The organism is Sphingomonas sp. GlSt437 (assembly GCF_048015635.2).
Taxonomy (GTDB): domain Bacteria; phylum Pseudomonadota; class Alphaproteobacteria; order Sphingomonadales; family Sphingomonadaceae; genus Sphingomonas.
Genome location: NZ_JBPGYA010000001.1, coordinates 1,002,298 through 1,020,966 on the forward strand (window position 1 = coordinate 1,002,298; position 18,669 = coordinate 1,020,966).

The window sequence follows — 18,669 nt, forward strand, 5'->3', positions numbered from 1 at the left end:
CGATGGCTTCACCCCAGCCGCTCGCGCCGCCAACGACCGGGCGTCACTCCCGTTGCCTTGCCGAAGGCGGTGGTGAATTGCGGCTGGGCAGCAAAGCCCACCGCCAGCGCCACTTCGGCCAAGGAAAGCCGGTTGGTTTCGAGCAGCTCCTTTGCGCGATCGATGCGGCGCTCGGCCAGCCAGTCGAACGGCGGCAGACCGACCGACTGTTTGAACGCCCGGCTGAAATGGGTGGGCGAGCAACCGGCGATTTCGGCAAGCATCTCCAGGCTTACCGATGAATCGAGCCGCGCCAGCATCGCTTCCTGGGTGCGCCGCAATTGCCATGGCGCCAGCCCGCCGCGTGCCAAGGTGGGGCGTCGATCGAGATGGTGCTGGCCGATCAACCGCTCGACAACGAGCAGCGCGCGCGCTTCCATCTCGAGCCGGATGGGCGGGGCGTTGCGGTCGGTCGCCCGCTCGACATAAGCGCTCAGCAGTCGCCACAAGGCCTCATCAGGAAACATGATGAGATCGCGGCGCAGTTCGGCTGCGGTAAAGGATGGCGCGTTGAGCCCTTCAGCCGCGCGCACGACCAGCGTATCGGTCACGTAGAAATGAGCGAAGCTGATGCTGCCGCGTGCCCAATAATGCGATTGCCCGCCCTTCGGCTGGAGGCAGAGCAAGCGCTGGCCGCCATCGACATGGGCCCCGCGAAAGCCGGGATTCTCGCACACCGCGCGCGCCCCGCCCAGCGATACCGTCAGAACGCTGTCGGGCTGGTCATCAATCCAGGTTTCCTCGTCAAAACCGCCAGGCGCATGCACGATGCCCAACGGCGCCACCCAGCCATCGTCCTGCCCGGCGATGTCGACATCGGCGCCGGGGATCGACGCGCGCAGGAAATCGGCAAAGTCGAGCTGGATCGTCATGATAGCGACACCTCCCCTGCGCTCTCGATGCCGACGGCAACCGGCTATGAAATCCGCCGAACATTCGCTCTTCCCCACCCCCGGCGCATCCTCCTCGTACCGCCAATCACCAACCGGGAGTCGTTGGTAGCTTAGCATCTTGGCTCGGCTTGGGCACGCGGCGCAAAAAGTGCTTGAGGTCGACCTTGGCCCGACAATTTCTTTGTTCGTCTACCCAACGACGCTATGACGACCGGAAATGGCGTCCTGAGAGCAGCGCTCCGGCCAAGCAGAGCAACGCCGTCACATAAGCGGCGCCTTCGAAGAAATTCAGCCAATCGAGCTTGAGCGCCGCGAAGTTACGAACGAGCAGCAGCACGATGCTGCCGCCATAGCCGCACGTATCGGCAAGGTAGATCAGGAAACCGGCATTGCCGGCCGTGCGCGTCGCAGCGATCATCCGATCGAACAGCATGGCGTTGAACGGGGTATAGGCCATGTAGAGCCCGACCCCGAGCAGGATCATCCAAGCGATCGGATCGATCAATCCTTGCTGATAGGCAAGCGTGGCGCCACCGATCAGCAGGGCGCCGACCGCAATCGCGGCATGAACCAACAGCAGCGCGCGACGATTGTCGCGCACCACGATGAGCAACCCCATCGTCACCAGCGACAGGAGCGCGGCGGGGAGCTCGCTGGAAGTGAACAGTGCCGCGACATCGGTAAAACCCAGCGCCCGCCAGATTTCGGCAGCGAAATTGTCGCGAAAGTCGCGAAAGGCCGTCAAAAACACATAAGCGATCAGCAACGGCACTAGTGCGGCGGCGTGGGCGGCGAAGAAACGTAGGCGCTTTGCGCCATCCATCGGCGCGCGCGGGCTGCGTTGTGCTTTGTCCTCGGCATCGGGCGGCGGCAATTGCGCGAGCGCCGCGACCGAGATCAGTAACAAGGGCAGGAACATCAGACCCGTCGCCGCCGGCATCCACCAGACGCTGACGCCGAGCTCCAGCAGCCACGCCCCCGCCGACTTGACCACGCCGGACGACAGGATGAAGCTCGCGCACAGGATCGCGCCAATCACTTCGGATGTGCGCCGCCCTTCGACATAGCTGAACACCAGCCCCCAGATGAGGCCGAGCGGCAGCCCGTTCAGGAACATCGCCGCGACATTCCACGGCGCGGGCAACACCGCGAACAGCATCAGCGCTGCCCAGGCCAACAGAATGAGGCCCAGCGTCGTCACCGCGCGGCGGCGCTGGCCCATTTCGGCGATCAGCTTGACGCCGATGACCTTAGACAGGGCATACCCGGCAACCTGAGCGATAACGAGCGCGATCTTGAAATCGATAACGCCGTGCCAGCCCGGTACCACGCCATAGGTCGCCGCGCTGAACGGCTTGCGATAGGCGTACATCGCGAAATAAGCGGCAAAGGCTGCCGTGCCGCCGTAGAGCGTGAAGACGAACGGCGACGCGCGCTCCAGCCAACGCGTGACCGGGCTGCCCGTTGCCGGTGCGGCGATTGCCGCCGCGGTCATATTGCCGGCCGCTCGCCCGCCGCGATGCGCGCGTCGATCGCTTCGACGACGGACCAGAGATCGGCGACGCTGTCGATCACATAGTCCGCGCCCGCGGCGCGTAGATCGGCGGCTGCGGTCTCGATCCGCTGGCGCCGGTCGTCTCCGGGCAGTGCGGCCAGCGCCTCGCTCGACAACCCGACACCGTTGCCCGAGGCAGCGACGCCGACCGTCCAGCATCCTGCCTCGCGCCCCTCGGTGATGCCGACGGTCGCGTCGTCGACCTTGATGCACGCGCGCGATGGCCAGACGCCGAGCTCGACCAGCGCTTTCCACAGCATCAGCGGCGAGGGGCGTCCGGTCGCGGTTTCGCCCGAGCAGATGACGACTTCAGGCGCATAGCCCTGTCCGGCGGCGAGCGGCAGAATGTCCGCCATCATCGCGCGGGTATAGCCGGTGCACGAGCCGATCCGTACGCCCGCCGCCGTCAGTCGCGCGGCGACGTCCGCCGCGCCCGGGATCAGCGCCGAGCAATCCTTGGCGGCAAGGCGCATCATCGGCTCAACAGCGTCATGGAGGCGGGTGACATCGTCCTCGCTCGGCGCAGCGCCATGCGCCGCCTGCCACGCAGCGGCAACACGCGGCGCGGCCAGCAGCGCGCGGATATGATCGCGCTTGGCCCGGCCCATATCGGCGCGCGCTTCGGCCTCGCTGACCGGCACACCGGCGTCGGCGAACACCCGCTCCAGCGCGACGACCGGGGCGCGGCAGCCATGGTCGATCATCGTGCCTGCCCAATCGAACACCACGGCCTTGATATTGCTCATGCCATTGCCCTCACATCCTGCCCGGTCAATTCGCTCATCACTTCCTCGGCGAGCGCGAAGCTGGTCGAGGCGCCGGTGCCGCTCGTCACCGTCACCAGCCGCACGCCGGGCAGCGGCGCGAGCGCGACACTGTGCTGCGGGCCGGAGGCATAAGTGCCGATCCAGCGCTCGGTGATGGCCGGCACGGTGCCGAACACGTCGCGGAATTCATCGAGGATCAGCGCGTCGATCGCCTCATCGGCAAAGGGATCAGGCGTGGCGGCATAATGGTGGCTGTCGCCGACGATCAGGCTGCCGTCACGGCTTTGCGTGACGATCAGGTGGATGCCATTGACGAGCTGCGCCGCGCGTTCCCGCTCTAGCCGCGCCTTAAGCGCCGCCGCTTGCGGCAATTGCGAATAGCCGAGATAGCGCACCAGCCCGAGGTCGGACATCAGCGCGCCGGGCAAGCGGAAACCGGGCGAGGCGAGGCGCAGCATCTGGAGCTTGCAGCGGGTGACCCCGGCGGCGGCAACCTCTTCAGGGAACAGCGCGTAGAAATCATCGCCCGGGCAAACGATGACCGCTCCGGCGTTGATCCGGCGCATGGCGGTTTCGACACGGCCGGTTTCGACCGACAATACCGTCTCGCCGCGATGGAAGACCACGCCCTTTGCCTCGGCCAGCCAGGCCGCCAGCGCCGGAATTGCGGTCCGCGATTCGACGCGGATATCGACGCTGCTGGTCAGCGCGCCTTCCAGCATCGCCGGCCGCATCGGCGCGAGCAGGGCTTGTGCTTCAGCGCGGTCGAGCCAGCCGCAACCTTCCGCAATATCGGTCTCGAGGAACGCCTCGCACACCGCACGCGCTTCCGGCCGTTGCGCGACGAGCACCAGCCCGCGGTGCTCGATGGCGATGCCGGCGGCGGGCGCCACTTCCAGCCAAACATCGCGTGATCGGCGCGCGCGGCGCCACACCGCGCCCTGTTCCTGGCCGGTCACGGTGATGAAGCCGAAATTGCGGATCGAGGCGCCGTTGGCCTGAGCATCGCGATCGATCACCACGGTACGCAACCCCAGCCGCGTCGCCGCCAGCGCATGCGCCAGCCCGACAATCCCGGCACCGACAATGGCGATATCGAACGACTCTTCGATCATGGCGCGCCTCTCCTCGCGCGCCATTGCGCGACATCGCGAGCGGTCGGCCAAGCCTTTGAGTCGATGATGGATATAGATGACACCTATCCGCGCTCCATCAGCGCCGGTACCGCGTCAACGCATCGCCCAGCGCGGCTTCTAGCGGCCCGAGCCAGTCGCGGAATTGCGTCCATTGGTCGAGGCCGTCGCGGAAAATCGGGCGGCGCACTTGCTCGGAACTCGGCGTGCGGACGCTGCGGCGGTTCTGGTGAAAATCGACGCAGGCCTGCTCGAACGGCAAACCGCAATGGCTGAGGATGCGGCGCACGCTGCCTTCAAGGTCATCGACGACATCCTCGTGATGGACGCGCATCACGCGCCCGGGCAGCGCCGCGTCCCAATGTTCCATCAGATCGAGATAGGTGCGGTAATAGCGCGCAATATCCTCGATGCTGTAGGTGAATTCCTGGCCATGCGCGAACAACTGCTTCAGGTTGCTGAAGCAGCACGCCATCGGTTCGCGCCGCGCATCGATGATGATCGCGTTGGGCAGGATCACGTGGATGAGCCCGATATGCCGGAAATTATTGGGCATCTTGTCGATGAAGCGTGGCCGGTGGGTGCGATAGACGCGGGTGTCGTCGAGATAGCGCCGGCCCAGCGCATGCGCCTGCTCAGCTGACAGGTCGGAGAGTGCGCCGGGATAGCGGGGATTGTCATAATCCGGGTCGCGGCCCTGCAGATCAAGCACGATGCGCTGGATGTCGGCGAGCTCCTGCGTGCCCTCGACCATCGAATGCGACGCGAGGATTTGCTCGATCAGCGTCGATCCCGATCGCGGCAGGCCGAGCACGAAGATGGGATCGCGGTCGGGCGCTCCCCAGCCCGTGCGCGCTGCGAAGAAGCCGGCGGTGCAGATTTGCCGCTGCAATCGCGTGTTGGTCTCCAGTATCTCCGGTCGGTAACGGCTCTCTGCCCGCTTGAGCGCATTGCCCGCCGCATAATAACGCCATGAGCGCGCCGCTTCGCCACGATCCTCATAGGCCTTGCCGAGCGCGAAGCGGATATGGATGCGGTCTTCGGTGCCGGTGCGCGGCGCTTCCTCGGCGACCTCCATCACCGCGATCATCGCATCGTCGAAGCTGTAGAGTTTCAGATTGGCGAGGCTCCAATAGGCGTCGCCGAAATCGGGCCTCAGCCGCGCCGCCTCGCGATACGCCTCGATCGCCTCGGGCACGCGACCAACGGTCTTCAGTGCATGGCCGCGCCACAAATGCACGTCCGCCGCGTCGGGCATGTCGGCCAGCATCGCGTCGTAGAGCTCGATCGCGCCTTCGCTGTCGCCAAGCCCAACCGCGCAGGTCGCGGCGATCGAGCGATAGTCCATGTTGCCGGGGTCCAGCGCCAGCAGCTTTTCGACCTCCGACCGGGCCGCAACATATTTATGCCGCTGCGCCAGGCATTGCGCATAATCGTGCCGCGCGGCGCGATGATCGGGCACCATCCGCACCACCGCTTCAAGCAGCGTTTCGGCGTCATCGAGCACATCGCGCGCCATGCCGATCTTGGCGAGCAGGCGCATCGCCTCGGGATGATCGCCTTGGGCGAGCAGCCACGCGCGGATCATCGCTTCGGACTGGACGAGATCGCCATCCTGAAACAGCGATGTCGCCGCAACCACCGGCGGTGGCAGCGCGGCGAGCGTTTCGACATGCGCCTGCGCTGTCGCGGCGTTCGCCTGATCGCCAACGATGCGGTAGACGCCCGCCAGCATCTTCCAGCTGAGCGGCAGGGCGGGGTTGAGGTTGACCGCTTCCAGCAGCGCGCCGATGGCAGCAGGCGCATCTTTGCGCGCGACGTAGCACAGGCCGCGTTCCTGGTGCAGCAGGCTGTAGCGCGGCTGGGTCGTCGCAAGCTGGTCGAGCGTCGCCAACGCCGCATCGATCTGGCCCAGAAAGCGCAGGCAATGCGCGCGGAGCAACAGCAAGTCGCGATTGTCGGGGTAGCGCGCGATCAGCGGGTCCAGCGCGGCAACGACCGCGGCATGCTCGCCGAGGTCGGCCATTTGGCGGAGCCGGGTGACCTCGACTTCCAGCGTTTGCGATGGCGCGATCGGTTGATTCACGGTTGGCACGTCCGGTCGGTCAAGGAGAAACGGGCGACCCGAAGGCCGCCCGTTCCTTTCCCATGCCGCCGACGCAGGTGCAACGGCCTGACGACGGTCAGAAATCGACGCCGACCTTGAGGCCGTAAGTCAGCGGCCGCAGCACGACCTGCGACTTGATGAACTGCGCCGATGAGGTGAAGGTGCTGGCATGGTTGTCGGTCAGGTTCTCGCCGAACACCGACACGCTCCATTTGTCGCGCTTGAAGCCAAACTGCGCGTCGACGATCGCGTAGCCCGACATGCGGTAGCGCAGAAGCGTCGTGCCCGGGATCAACACGCCATCGCCCGAGGGATAGGTCGACGGCTGGTTATACGTCGGCCCGGTGTACGACACGCCCGCCGAGACGAACCAGTTGAGATCGGCCTTGCCCTGCCATTCATAGCGGCCACGGACGTTGCCCTGGAAATTGGGCGAGTAAGGCAGTGACGATCCGACTGCACCAAAGGGGCTTTGCAGCGCATTACGCGTCGCGCCGCTGTAGTAATAAGTGATGCACTGGCCCAACGTCGCTGAACCCGGCGCATTCGAGATGAAGCAGGGCTGGGTCGTCTGGTTGCTGACGTTGTAGGTCGCGCTCGCCTGCACGGTCAGCCCGTCGATCGGCCGTGCTGCAATCTGCGCTTCGCCGCCCTTCACATGGAAATTGGCGCCGTTAGTGACGAAGCTGGTGTTGCCGAAGCCGCCTGCCGGATTGAAGAAGCCGATCTGCACGTCCTGCCAGATCATGTAATAGGCGGACAGATTGACCTGCAGCTTGCGGTCGAAAAAGTCAGTCTTCAGGCCGACTTCCCAATTGGTCAGCGTGTCGGGCTTATAGGCATTGGGCCGGATCAGCTGCGGATTGCCGTTCTGGTCAGGCAGGATCAGCCGCGCCGTGCGGTTGAAGCCGCCCGGGCGGAAGCCCTGGCTGAACGTGCCATAGACCAGCGTATTAGCGTACGGATGCCAGGCAATCGACGCGCGGCTGCGGAAACCGTGATAGGTCACATGGTCGTTATTGGCGTCGATATTGACGTTGCCCGACCCGCCCGGTGCGCAGACCAGCACCTGGTAGCAGCGGCCGGCATAAGTTTCGTATTGCGAGCCGAGTTCGAATTCCTTGTAGTTATAATAGCGCGTGCCGCCGGTGATCGTCAGGTTGGGCAGGATGTCGAAATCGACCGAACCGAAGAACGCATATTGGTCGTAGCCACGCTGCGTATCCTCGCCGAACGCGGTATTGGTCGGCTTCAAGCCCGGCTCGTTGGCGGTCGACCCAGGAATGGTCTGGATCACGCCCGAGCAGGCGCCATTCGCGGCGATGATCGTCGCGGTGCAGGTCGGGATCGTCTTATAATCGAAATCCATGATGTCGTAGATGCGGAAGACTTCATGGAACGCGCCGACAATCGCCCGGATGCGCTTGTCGGACGGCGTCGAGATGCGGAATTCGTTGGTCAGGTGGGTATTGCGCACCCGATCATGCCAATAAGTGATCGGCGAATAGCAGAAAGGCGCGTTAGTGGAGGGGCCCCAGCCCGTGCCGCCGCCAACGCACTGATAATATTGGCCGCCGCCGGTGCGTGAATAGTTGGAATAGTCCTGCTGGGTGTCGAGGTGGCGCGTCATGTACGCGCCGGTGTAGATCAGCTTGAAATCGCCGATCTTGCCGTCGATGGTCCAGGCAGTGTTCCAATAAGTGTCTTTGTTGAAGCTGGGCGAGAACACCGTCGTCTGCAGGTCGCCGAGGCGCTGGAAGTCTGAACCGATCGGGTAGGTCGCGAAAGTGCCTTCCGCGTCGATGCGCTGATAGCTTTCGGTCACCAGCGCGTCCCAATCGGGGCTGATCTGCCACTTGGCCGAGATGCGGCCGCCCGAATAATCGACCGGGTTAAAGTCGGCTTTGGCGAGAGCGTAATTATTATACTGGCCGCCGTTCGACTGTTGCGACGGCGGCAGCGCGCGCGGCGAGCCGAAATAGGAGACATTGCCGGTGTCGCTGTCAGCGCGGGTGAAGGTGCTGGGAACGTTGTCGATATAGCCGCCATGATGGTCGTCATAGATCACCGCGCGGACCGCGAGCTTGTCCTGGATGATCGGCACGTTGACCACCGCGTTGAACGCGCCATTGGGCGCGCCGTGCGCGGTGCCGCCGAACTGGCCTTCGATATGGCCGCCAAAGCTGTCGAGCTTGGGCTTGTTGGTGATGTAGCGCACCGCACCCGCCTCGGCGCCGCCGCCGAACAGCGTCCCCTGCGGACCTTCGAGCACTTCGATGCGCTCGATGTCGGCCACATACACATCGGCGTTGCGCGCCGGGAACTGGAGCGACTGGTCATCGAGATAGAGCGCGACGTTCGGGAAGTAGGCGATCGTTGCCGACGACTGGTTGCCCGCGAAGCCGCTCGACAGCCCACGGAAGAAGATCGCGCCGGCCGCCGGGCCGTTGCTGGCGAAAGTCACGTTGGGCGTGAACTTCAGCAGGTCGTTAAAGTTGGTGACGTTGAGCTTCGACAGCGTATCACCCGAAAACGCCTGGATCGTCACCGGCACTTTCTGGATGCTTTCATCGCGACGCTGCGCTGTCACAATGATGTCGCCGACCTGGGGAGCGTTGTCGCCGGCAGCGGGCGTATCGGCACCAGGCGCAGCCGTGGCCGCGGGCGCCGTATCGACCGCCTTGTCCGCAGCGTGGGCGGTGCCGCCGAGCAGCGCCGCAGCGGCGCAGGACACAAGATACTTGGTCTTCATGCTGGTTCCCCTTGGTTGCTACAGCTCGCGGCCCCCGGACCGCCCAATGCACGCTGCAGCCGAGTCGAGACCTCGGCTAAGCCCCGCCGCTTTGGTGGAGGCGGGGGGGCCGCCGCCAAGTCTTTCGCTGGATGGGGTCCATAGATTCTACCTATGGTTGGATAGGTCGCTGCGTCACGCTGCCGTCACGAATTCGCGGTACTCTCGAAGCGCAAATGACCGTGAATTTCCAGCATCTGCGCGCTTTTCACGCGATTGCCTCAGACGGGGGTGTTTCGCGCGCGGCGCGGCGCCTTAATGTTTCGCAACCGACTCTGTCGCAGCAATTGAAGGCGCTCGAAGCCCGCCACGGCGTCGCGCTGTTCGAAAGCCGCAAAGCGCCGCTCACGCTCACAAGTTCCGGTCGCGAGCTGTTCGCGCTCACGCAGCGGCTGTTTGCGACGATCAGCGATGTCGATCACATGCTCGGCGAGCCGAAAGGCGCGCCCGCCGGCATGCTGCGGCTTGGCTCGGACAATCCTTATTACGCGGCGAAGACCGTCGAACTGCTCCGCCGCCGCCACCCCGCGGTGGATGTGCAGGTGCGGATGGGCAATGCCCGCGAAGTAATGCGCTGGCTGGCGGACGCCCATATCGACGCGGCGCTGGCCAGCGACCCACCGGCTGACGGCAATTTCAGCTATGAGCCACTGATCAGTGATGCGTTGGCGTGCGCCCTGCCCACCGATCATCCGCTCGTCACCCGCGACCGCATCGAGGTCGCCGCGCTTGCCGACGAGACATTGCTCGTTCGCGAGCCCGGTTCCAAAACGCGCGCCTTTGCCGAACGGGCGCTGGCAGAGGCGGGTATCACCCCGCGCGCCACGATCGAGTTGCACAGCCGCGAAACCATCCGCGAGGGCATTGCCCTCGGCATGGGCATCGGCCTGTTCTTCAGCACCGAATGCCCGCCCGATCCGCGCATCGCGTATCGACCGCTTGATACGGGTGAGCGCAGTTACCTGCTGCGCGGCTATCTCGTCTGCCAGACGGAACGGCGGCGCGCGACCATGATGTACGCGCTCAGAGCCGTAGCCGCGGAAATCCGCGACAGGGGCCAAGCCGCGATCGCCGCGCCGGTGTGACCGCAGAGCGGCCCATCAAATCAGGCGGAACACCCGCGCGATCATCGGCGCGTCGATGATCGTGTGCGGCGCGACGGCATGATAGCCAAGCGCGTGGACCCAGGCATTGCCGGTGCGCAGCGTGACATAGCTTTTGAACATGCCGGGCCCCGTGTAGGACAAGAAGACGAAGAGGATCGACAGGGCGGTATCTTCCGGCGTGTCGAACGCCGACCAGCCTTCGACCAAGTGCAGGCTCGCATAGGTCAGGCCACCCAAAATGACCGATAACGGTACCGAACCGGTGAGCTTGTAATAGCGCGGCAGGAGGATCGCATAGACGAGGATCATCGTCGGAAGCACGGTGCCGAACAGAAAGATCGTGAACGACAAGGGGGCCGCCACAAGCATCACCGACAGCGGCAGCGCGAAGATGTTCTTCATGGCGGCCAACTGGACCGCGCTCTCGATGACCAGCACCACCAGCACGACCAGCAGGTCGTTGCCGGGCCCGTCGAACACCAGGCAAAGCTCATAATTGGAGTAGCGCCGCCGAAACCAGAGATACGGCACGATGGCAAAGGCGATGAAATTATAGCTCGCCCAAACGGTCGCTTCCGCCGGGCTGGCGAGCGTGGAGCAGCCCACCAGCGTGCCGGCGATGTGGAAACTGAACGGTCGGAACCCGAAGGCAGGCCCGATAATCCAGCCGCCTGCCTGGGCAATCATCGCATAAACGAGCGTATAGGCCACTTCACGTCCCGCCACGCCGCGCGTCGGCGTACGATCCGCAAGCGTGGAAGGCCGCTTGCGCGTCATCAACGCAACGACACCCATCAGCGCAAGCTGCTCGATCAAGCCGAACGAGGGCATCGCCACCTGCAGCCAGAACGGCATGGTGATGAGATTGGGCCGGTCGAACGGCAAGAAGCCGTGTGCCAGAACAATGATGGCGGCATTGAGGATCGCCCAGCCGAGCAACGCGATAACCACGATACGAATGGCGCTCGAAGGCGCGCGATGAACAAGCTCCTGCATAAGGCCGGACTCCTTAAGTCTCTGACTGGAGACTTGTGCCGATCACAAGTCTCTGTCAAGAGACATTATGGTCCGATCCTTAGAGTCGCCGCAGCAATCCCCAGCCACGCCGGCTGCTGCCGGTGCCGAAGAGGCGGCTGCCCCCTCGGCGCCCAAGCGAAACCGCGCCGCGACCGAGCAGCGACTGCGTGACGCGGTCGAAGCATTGCTGGTCGAGGCCGGCTTTGCCGCGCTCACGCCCACGGCCGTCGCCAAGCGCGCTGGCGTCGACAAGATGTTGATCTACAGATATTTCGGCGACCTGCCCGGCCTGATCCGGTCGATCGCCTACGCGCCCGATTTCTTCCCGACATTCGAAACGCTGTGCGGTGGGCTGACGCTCGACCAATTGCTGGCAATGCCGGTCAGCGAGCGCGCCGCCTACATTGTCGGGCGCAACACCCGCCTGCTCTTGCAGCGGCCGGTGATCCTCGAGCTGATGGCGTGGGAACTGGTCGAGCGGAACGAGCTGACCGCCATCATGGAGGAAGCCCGCGAGACATTGGGGCTGCGCTTGATGGCTGAGCTGTTCCCAGACGTTGCGGACAAGCAGATGCTGCGCGCATTCAGCGCTCTCCATTCGGCGAGCTTGATCTATCTCGCGCTCAGGCGCCGCAAGATCCGCTGGTATGCCGGGCTCGACCTCCAGGCGGACGAAAGCTGGCATGAACTGGAGGATGCGATCGAGGCGATGACACGGGTGCTGAATAAGCGAGCCTGAGGCCATGATGAGCATTCGCAACAAGTCTCGCGGGAATTGCGGATGGCGCGCGAGTGTGAGACGGCAATGTCAGCCTCCGCAGGGCTTACTGCCACATCTCGGCCTATTTCTTCGAGCCTTGGCGAAACGCGCAGCGCCCCCGCACAACCGCGAGCCCGCGCACGGCCCGCCCGATGTGCGCGCGAGCCACGAGCATGGACCTTGGCGTGTGAGCGTCTATGCTAGCACCGTGACCAACGAGCATTACCGGAATTCGATCGTGGCTTATCCGGCGATTACGACACCCGATTTCACCAAGACGTTCGTCGGCGGCCAGCCGACCGCGTTCGTGACCAAGCCGAGCCAGATTATCGGCTTCTGCGGAACCTCATGCACGATCGGTGCGACGCTCGGCTTCCACTGGAAGGGGCATTAATGGCGAGCACGGCGACGGTACGGCCCGTGAGGCCGGGGTCGCGAGCGTCGCGGCCATCGGCGATCCTCGATGCGGCGATCGAGGTGTTCCTGGAGCAAGGCTTCAGCAATGCCTCCATGGCGCAGATCGCGGCGCGCGCGCGCGCATCAAAGGAAACGATCTACAATCATTTCGGCTCGAAGGAGCAGCTCTTCGCCGCGATCGTCGAGGCGATGTCGCAGCGGATCGTTTCCGATTTTGACCTCGTCGATACGGGTGACGTGCGGGCAAGCTTGACGGCATTTGGGCGTGGGCTGCTCGACGTCGTTCTCGATCCGACCACGACCGCGCTCTACCGCGTTATCATCGCCGAGGCACCCCGCCTGCCCGATCTGGGGCCAACATTCTTTGCGCATGGGCCGCTCAAAACACTCAATCGCTTGACCGGCTATCTGCGCGCCGCGACCGAGGCCGGCCGGTTGAGTTGCGACGACCCAGATGAGGCAGCGGCGCTGCTGTCGAGCATGCTGGTCGGCATTCATTGGCAACGCTCGATCATCGGCGCCGCGCCGCCCCTACCCGCGCCTGCCCGACCACACTGGGTCGATGCTTGCATCGACATGTTCCTGAGCCGCTACGGGCCGGCCTGAAAGTCTATCGACCGGACGGTGGTTTTCGTGCCCGATGACGAAGCTGCGGTAATCGGAACGCCCATCATATGACCAGCCGATAGCCAACCCCCGGCTCGTTGCGGATCAGCGCGGGAGCGGCGGGGTCGGCTTCCAGCTTCTGGCGCAGCCCGCGGATCACGATGCGGAGGTAATCGACCTGGCTTTCGTGCGCGGGGCCCCAGACCGTGCGCAGCAGATGGGCGTGGCTGATCACCCGATCAGGTCGTCGCGCGAGTTCGGCCAGCACGGCATATTCCTTCGGCGTCAGATGCACGTCTGCGCCGCCCCGCGTCACGCGCCGGTGGTCGAGGTCGATCGTGATATCGCCGGTCACGAGCATCGGCTCGTCGGCCTGGCGACGGCGGAGCGCCGTGCGCAACCGCGCGAGCAGCTCCTCGGTATCGAACGGCTTGGTCAAATAATCGTCGGCGCCGAGATCAAGGGCGGCGACTTTCTCGCTGGTATCCGCGCGCGCCGAAATCACCAGCACCGGTACCGCGCTGCGCGCACGAATGAGCTGGATCAGCTCGAGCCCGTCACGGTCCGGCAAGCCCAGGTCGAGAAGGACACCGTCGGGCTTTTCGATATCGACCAACGCCAGCCCTTCGCGCGCGGTTGCGGCTTCGGCAACCCGGTGCCCGGCTCGTTCCAATGCCGCACGGACGAGCCGGCGGATATGCAAGTCATCCTCGATGACCAGGACCTTGGCGGCAGGAGACATGCCTTGGGTTAGCGTCGATCCTGCATCCGGTCGAGCGCGAGGTTAAGCTGCAGGACGTTGACGCGCGGTTCGCCGATGAACCCGAGCAATGGCGTCTCCGTCTGCGCCGCGACCAGCGCGCGCACCCGATCGACAGACACCCCCCGCGCGGCAGCGACACGCGGTGCCTGATACAAAGCCGCCTCGGGGCTGATATGAGGGTCAAGCCCCGAGGCGGAGGCCGTCACCAGATCAGCGGGCGGGGGAAAGTCCGGTGACGAACGGGTGGATTTGAGGTCGCCTTTCACTCGGTCGACCAGCGCCTGGCTGGTCGGGCCGAAATTGGACCCACCCGAATTGAGCGCGTCATAGCCCTTGCCCGCTGCCGACGGCCGCCCATGGAAATAGCGCGCGCCGGTGAATCGCTGGCCGATCAGCGCGGAGCCGATGACTGTCCCCTTGGCGTCGCGGATCAGGCTGCCATTGGCCTGGGCGGGGGCGATGGCCTGGCCGATGCCGACGAGCGCGAGCGGGTAGATAATGCCGAGCAGCAGCGCGAACAGCAATGTCAGCATGATCGCGGGGCGAAGCGAGGATTTGAGATCGTTGAGCATGAGATGATTTCCTTGACTTGCTCAGGCGAGGCCGACGCCGCTCACCACCAGATCGATCGCCTTGATGCCGATGAACGGCGCGACCAGACCGCCCAGGCCGTAAATGGCCAGGTTGCGGGCGAGCAGCGGGCCGGCGCCCATCGGCGTGTATTTCACGCCCTTCAGCGCCAGCGGCACCAGCGCGGGGATGATGAGCGCGTTGAAGATGATCGCCGACAGGATCGCCGATTGGGGGCTTGAGAGCCCCATGACGTTGAGGACACTGAGCCCCGGATAGAGCGCGACGAACATGGCGGGGATGATCGCGAAATATTTCGCCACGTCGTTGGCGACCGAGAAGGTCGTCAGCGCGCCACGCGTCATCAGCAATTGCTTGCCCAAGCCGACGATCTCGATCAGCTTGGTCGGGTCGCTGTCGAGATCGACCATATTGCCCGCTTCGCGCGCCGCCTGCGTACCGGTGTTCATCGCGACGCCGACATCGGCCTGGGCAAGCGCGGGCGCATCATTGGTGCCATCGCCGCACATCGCGACGAGGCGACCGCCGGCTTGCTCCTTGCGGATCAGCGCGAGTTTGTCCTCGGGGGTCGCCTCGGCGAGGAAATCGTCAACTCCGGCCTCGGCGGCAATCGAGGCGGCGGTCAGCGGGTTGTCGCCGGTGATCATCACCGTACGAATGCCCATGCGGCGCAGCTCGGCGAAGCGCTCGCGCACGCCGGCCTTGACCACGTCCTTGAGCGCCACCGCACCGAGCAGCTTACCGTTCCGCGCGACGGCCAGCGGCGTCATGCCGGCGCGCGCGATTTCGTCAGTCATCCGCTTGAGTTCGGCGATAACCGCCTCGCTATTGGCCGAGCTGTCGGCCTTCAGGATCGAATCGACCGCGCCCTTCAGGATCGTGTCTTCACCGATCCTGACGCCCGACACACGCGTCTGCGCGGTAAAGGGGATGACCGTCGCGCCATCGGGCAGTGCCGAGTGCACCACCGCGAACTTGTCGCGTGCCAGCACAACGATCGAGCGACCCTCGGGGGTTTCGTCCGCGAGGCTGGCGAGCAGCGCGGCATTGGCAACGTCGCCGACCGAAACCCCCGCGACCGGGCGGAATTCGCTCGCCTGGCGGTCGCCGATGGTGATGGTGCCGGTCTTGTCGAGCAGCAGCACGTCGACATCGCCCGCTGCCTCCACCGCGCGCCCCGATTTGGCGAGCACGTTGAAGCGCACCAGCCGATCCATGCCCGCAATGCCGATCGCTGAGAGCAAGGCGGCGATCGTGGTGGGGATGAGCGTGATCAGCAGCGCCGCTAGGATCGCGACGGGCACGCTGCCCTTTGCATAGCTGGCAAAGCCGGGGATGGTGCCGACCGCGATCAGGAAGATGATCGTCAGGCCAACGAGCAAAATGGTGAGCGCGATCTCGTTCGGCGTCTTCTGCCGCTCGGCGCCCTCGACCAGCGCGATCATGCGATCGAGAAAGCCGCGGCCCGGTTCCTGCGTCACCCGCACCTTGATCCGGTCGGAGATGACGCGGGTGCCCGCCGTTACGGCCGACCGGTCGCCGCCGGCCTCGCGGATGACGGGCGCGCTTTCGCCGGTGATCGCGGCTTCGTTGACCGAAGCGACGCCGTCGACCACTTCGCCGTCGGCGGGGATCAGGTCACCGGTCTCGACCAGGACCAGATCGCCCTTTTCGAGCAGTGCCGCGCCGACCAGCCGCCAGGTGTCGCCGACGCCGGTCAGCTTCTTGGCCTGGAGGTCGGCCTTAGTCGCGCGCAGGCTCGCCGCCTGTGCCCGCCCGCGCCCTTCCGCCAGTGCCTCGGCGAAGGTGCCGAACAGCACCGTCAGCCACAGCCAGGCGATCAATTGGGCCTGGAAGCCTGCCGACAAAGGCTCGCCGCCGAGCGCCAGCAGCACGGTCAGCAACAGCGCGATGACCGCGGTCACGAACAGCACGGGGTTCTTCACCAGCTGGCGCGGATCGAGCTTCAGGAAGGAGTCGCGGACCGCCGGCAGGACCAGCTCGGCAGCGAACATCGATTTGGGTGCAGACATGGAGTGCGTCCGTTTCAGAAGGTCTTGCCGGCAATCATCGCGAGATGATCGGCGATCGGGCCAAGCGCGAGGCTGGGGAGAAAGGTAAGGCCGCCGAGGATGAGGATCACGCCGACCAGCAGCCCGATCCACAGTCCGCCGGTGGTCGGGAACGACCCCGCGCCCGCTGGCGTGTGCTTCTTGGCGGCGAGGCTGCCGGCAATCGCCAGCACCGGCACGATGACGAAGAACCGCCCCACCCACATCGCCACGCCAAGCAAGCCGTTGTAGAAGGGGGTGCCCGCGCTCAGCCCCGCAAAAGCGGATCCGTTGTTCGCGGTCGCCGAGCTGAAGGCGTAGAGGATTTCGGTAAAGCCATGGGGGCCCTTGTTGAGCGGCCCGGCCAGCCCATCGGGCAGCACGCTCGCCAGCGCAGTGAAGCCCAGGATGGAGAGCGGCAGCACCGCGATCGCCAGCACGGCGAGCTTCACTTCGCGCGCCTCGATCTTCTTGCCGACATATTCCGGCGTGCGGCCGACCATCAGCCCGGCGACGAAAACCGCGAGGATGGCGAACAGCAGGAAGCCGTAAATCCCCGATCCCACTCCGCCGACAACGATCTCGCCGAGCTGCATGTTGAACAGCGGGATGAGGCCGCCCAAAGCAGTCAGGCTGTCATGCATCGCATTGACCGCGCCACATGAGGCCGCGGTGGTGACGGCAGCGAACAGCGCGCTCGCGGCAATGCCGAAGCGGACTTCCTTGCCCTCCAGATTGGCCCCGGCGACGCCGAGATGCTGGAGCACCGGGCTGCCCGCCGCTTCCTGCCAATAGACGACCGCCGTGCCCGCGATAAACAGCACCGCCATCGCGCCCAGGATCGCCCAGCCCTGCCGCACATCGCCAACCGCCTTGCCGAAGGTATAGGTCAGACCAACGCCGAGCACGAAGATCGACAGCATCTGAACGAAATTGGTCAGCGCTGTCGGGTTCTCGAATGGGTGCGCCGAATTGGCGTTGAAAAAGCCGCCGCCATTGGTGCCGAGCATCTTGATCGCTTCCTGGCTGGCGACCGGGCCGAGCGCGATCGATTGCTTGGCACCTTCCAGCGTCGTCGCGTCGATCGACATGGCGAGCGTTTGCGGTACCCCGCTCAGCAGCAGATAGACCGCATAAACAATGCTGATCGGCAGGAGGATGTAGAGCGTAACGCGGGTCATATCGGCCCAGAAATTGCCGATCGTCCGGGTCTCGCGCCGCGCGAAGCCGCGGAACAGCGCGAAAGCGACCGCAATGCCAGTCGCCGCGCTCCAGAAATTATGGGTGGTCAGCGCCAGCATCTGCGACAGGTTCGACATCACCTGCTCGCCGACATACCATTGCCAATTGGTGTTGGTGGCGAACGCGATTGAGGTGTTCATCGCCCCATCCGCGCCGACGCCCACGAACTTGGCGGGGTTGAGCGGCAGGCCGGCCTGCAGTCGCAGAATCACGTAAGTGAACAGCACCGTCACCAGCTGGAACATCAGCATGTGGAGCGCGTAGCGCCGCCAGCCCTGTTCCTCGTTGGGGTTGATGCCCGACAGGCGATAGAAGCCGCTTTCGATCGGCCCCAGCACGGAGTGCAGCGGCGTGCGACGGCCTTCGTACAGCGCGAACAGCCACAGTCCCGCCGGTTTGGTGAGCGCGGCGAGAATGGCGAGGAACAGCGCGATCAGCGCCCAGCCCTGGAGCGTCATCAGAATTTCTCCGGCCGCAGCAGCACGGCAACGAGATAAGCGAGCAAGCCAAGGCCAGTGAGGCCAGCGATCCACAGATGCGTCGACATCGCGGTCAGGCTCCGTCGCACAGCCGGGTGAAGGCCAGCGTCAGCAGGAACAACCCGCCGAGCACAGCGAGCCAGGTGAGATCGGCCACTTGCAAACCCTTTCGTCGCGCCGCCCCGTGATCGGACGGCAGATGCGGTCAGCTAGGCGCGGTCGGCATTAAGTTTCGCGGGGGAATGCGCAGGCGGGGCATTAAGAAGCCATAAAGTCGGCTTGCTATCGGCGGTGCGGCGCGCAACCGTTCCGGCGATGACTGGAGACGTACACTGAGCGACGAGCGCCCCTC

Annotated in this window: 16 protein-coding genes; 4 read left to right on the top strand and 12 right to left on the bottom strand. The window is 64.9% G+C overall.

Annotated elements, in window-relative coordinates; genetic code table 11:
• Nucleotides 1–8: 8 nt before the first annotated feature.
• The 6 genes from ACLB0R_RS05030 to ACLB0R_RS05055 all read right to left on the bottom strand — a co-directional run bounded on the left by ACLB0R_RS05030 (nucleotide 9) and on the right by ACLB0R_RS05055 (nucleotide 9,246).
• A complete protein-coding gene (locus tag ACLB0R_RS05030) occupies nucleotides 9–911 on the bottom strand; it encodes a helix-turn-helix domain-containing protein (RefSeq protein ID WP_416642246.1) in 903 nt (300 codons plus the stop codon).
• 223 nt (nucleotides 912–1,134) lie between these two features.
• A complete protein-coding gene (locus tag ACLB0R_RS05035) occupies nucleotides 1,135–2,427 on the bottom strand; it encodes a DUF5690 family protein (protein WP_416642247.1) in 1,293 nt (430 codons plus the stop codon).
• Nucleotides 2,424–3,233: a phosphonoacetaldehyde hydrolase gene (phnX, locus tag ACLB0R_RS05040; protein ID WP_416642248.1), complete on the bottom strand. Its 810-nt coding sequence runs from the start codon at nucleotides 3,231–3,233 to the stop codon at nucleotides 2,424–2,426. Before phnX ends, ACLB0R_RS05035 begins: the two co-directional genes overlap by 4 nt.
• Nucleotides 3,230–4,369, bottom strand: coding sequence for a TIGR03364 family FAD-dependent oxidoreductase (locus ACLB0R_RS05045; RefSeq protein WP_416642249.1), 1,140 nt, complete (start codon nucleotides 4,367–4,369; stop codon nucleotides 3,230–3,232). The genes phnX and ACLB0R_RS05045 overlap by 4 nt, the downstream gene beginning before the upstream one ends.
• Nucleotides 4,370–4,466: 97 nt before the next feature.
• Nucleotides 4,467–6,473, bottom strand: coding sequence for a tetratricopeptide repeat-containing sulfotransferase family protein (locus ACLB0R_RS05050; RefSeq protein ID WP_416642250.1), 2,007 nt, complete (start codon nucleotides 6,471–6,473; stop codon nucleotides 4,467–4,469).
• Nucleotides 6,474–6,570: 97 nt separating this feature from the next.
• Nucleotides 6,571–9,246 (bottom strand): TonB-dependent receptor, encoded by a 2,676-nt coding sequence (locus tag ACLB0R_RS05055; RefSeq protein WP_416642251.1) that lies wholly within the window; start codon nucleotides 9,244–9,246, stop codon nucleotides 6,571–6,573.
• 215 nt (nucleotides 9,247–9,461) lie between these two features.
• On the opposite strand from ACLB0R_RS05055, the gene ACLB0R_RS05060 reads away from it, so the two are divergent.
• Complete coding sequence (locus ACLB0R_RS05060) at nucleotides 9,462–10,370, top strand: LysR substrate-binding domain-containing protein (protein WP_416642252.1); 909 nt, start codon at nucleotides 9,462–9,464, stop codon at nucleotides 10,368–10,370.
• 15 nt (nucleotides 10,371–10,385) lie between these two features.
• Here the strand turns inward: ACLB0R_RS05060 and ACLB0R_RS05065 are convergent, their stop codons facing one another.
• The gene (locus tag ACLB0R_RS05065) at nucleotides 10,386–11,387 is read right to left on the bottom strand and encodes a hypothetical protein (RefSeq protein WP_416643099.1); all 1,002 of its coding nucleotides are present in this window, start codon (nucleotides 11,385–11,387) and stop codon (nucleotides 10,386–10,388) included.
• A 67-nt stretch (nucleotides 11,388–11,454) separates the two neighbouring features.
• On the opposite strand from ACLB0R_RS05065, the gene ACLB0R_RS05070 reads away from it, so the two are divergent.
• The 3 genes from ACLB0R_RS05070 (at nucleotide 11,455) to ACLB0R_RS05080 (ending at nucleotide 13,191) form a co-directional block, all read left to right on the top strand.
• Entirely contained in the window at nucleotides 11,455–12,147 is a 693-nt protein-coding gene (locus tag ACLB0R_RS05070; protein WP_416642253.1) for a TetR/AcrR family transcriptional regulator, read from the top strand.
• 208 nt (nucleotides 12,148–12,355) lie between these two features.
• The gene (locus ACLB0R_RS05075) at nucleotides 12,356–12,562 is read left to right on the top strand and encodes a hypothetical protein (RefSeq protein ID WP_416642254.1); all 207 of its coding nucleotides are present in this window, start codon (nucleotides 12,356–12,358) and stop codon (nucleotides 12,560–12,562) included.
• Nucleotides 12,562–13,191, top strand: coding sequence for a TetR/AcrR family transcriptional regulator (locus tag ACLB0R_RS05080; RefSeq protein WP_416642255.1), 630 nt, complete (start codon nucleotides 12,562–12,564; stop codon nucleotides 13,189–13,191). Before ACLB0R_RS05075 ends, ACLB0R_RS05080 begins: the two co-directional genes overlap by 1 nt.
• 64 nt (nucleotides 13,192–13,255) lie before the next feature.
• On the opposite strand, the gene ACLB0R_RS05085 is transcribed toward ACLB0R_RS05080, so the two are convergent.
• From ACLB0R_RS05085 to kdpF, 5 genes are read right to left on the bottom strand one after another with little or no spacing between them, the layout of a single operon-like run.
• Nucleotides 13,256–13,933, bottom strand: a complete 678-nt coding sequence (locus tag ACLB0R_RS05085) for a response regulator (RefSeq protein ID WP_416642256.1) — start codon at nucleotides 13,931–13,933, stop codon at nucleotides 13,256–13,258.
• A gap of 8 nt (nucleotides 13,934–13,941) precedes the next feature.
• Nucleotides 13,942–14,526, bottom strand: coding sequence for a potassium-transporting ATPase subunit KdpC (gene kdpC, locus ACLB0R_RS05090; RefSeq protein WP_416642257.1), 585 nt, complete (start codon nucleotides 14,524–14,526; stop codon nucleotides 13,942–13,944).
• 21 nt (nucleotides 14,527–14,547) lie between these two features.
• The gene (gene kdpB / locus ACLB0R_RS05095; protein ID WP_416642258.1) at nucleotides 14,548–16,578 is read right to left on the bottom strand and encodes a potassium-transporting ATPase subunit KdpB; all 2,031 of its coding nucleotides are present in this window, start codon (nucleotides 16,576–16,578) and stop codon (nucleotides 14,548–14,550) included.
• Nucleotides 16,579–16,592: 14 nt separating this feature from the next.
• On the bottom strand, nucleotides 16,593–18,296 hold the full coding sequence (kdpA, locus tag ACLB0R_RS05100) for a potassium-transporting ATPase subunit KdpA (RefSeq protein ID WP_416642259.1): 1,704 nt from the start codon (nucleotides 18,294–18,296) through the stop codon (nucleotides 16,593–16,595).
• Nucleotides 18,296–18,385 carry a K(+)-transporting ATPase subunit F gene (gene kdpF, locus ACLB0R_RS05105; protein WP_416642260.1) on the bottom strand — a complete coding sequence of 30 codons (90 nt, stop codon included), beginning with the start codon at nucleotides 18,383–18,385 and terminating at the stop codon, nucleotides 18,296–18,298. The genes kdpA and kdpF overlap by 1 nt, the downstream gene beginning before the upstream one ends.
• Between the last annotated feature and the right edge of the window lie 284 nt (nucleotides 18,386–18,669).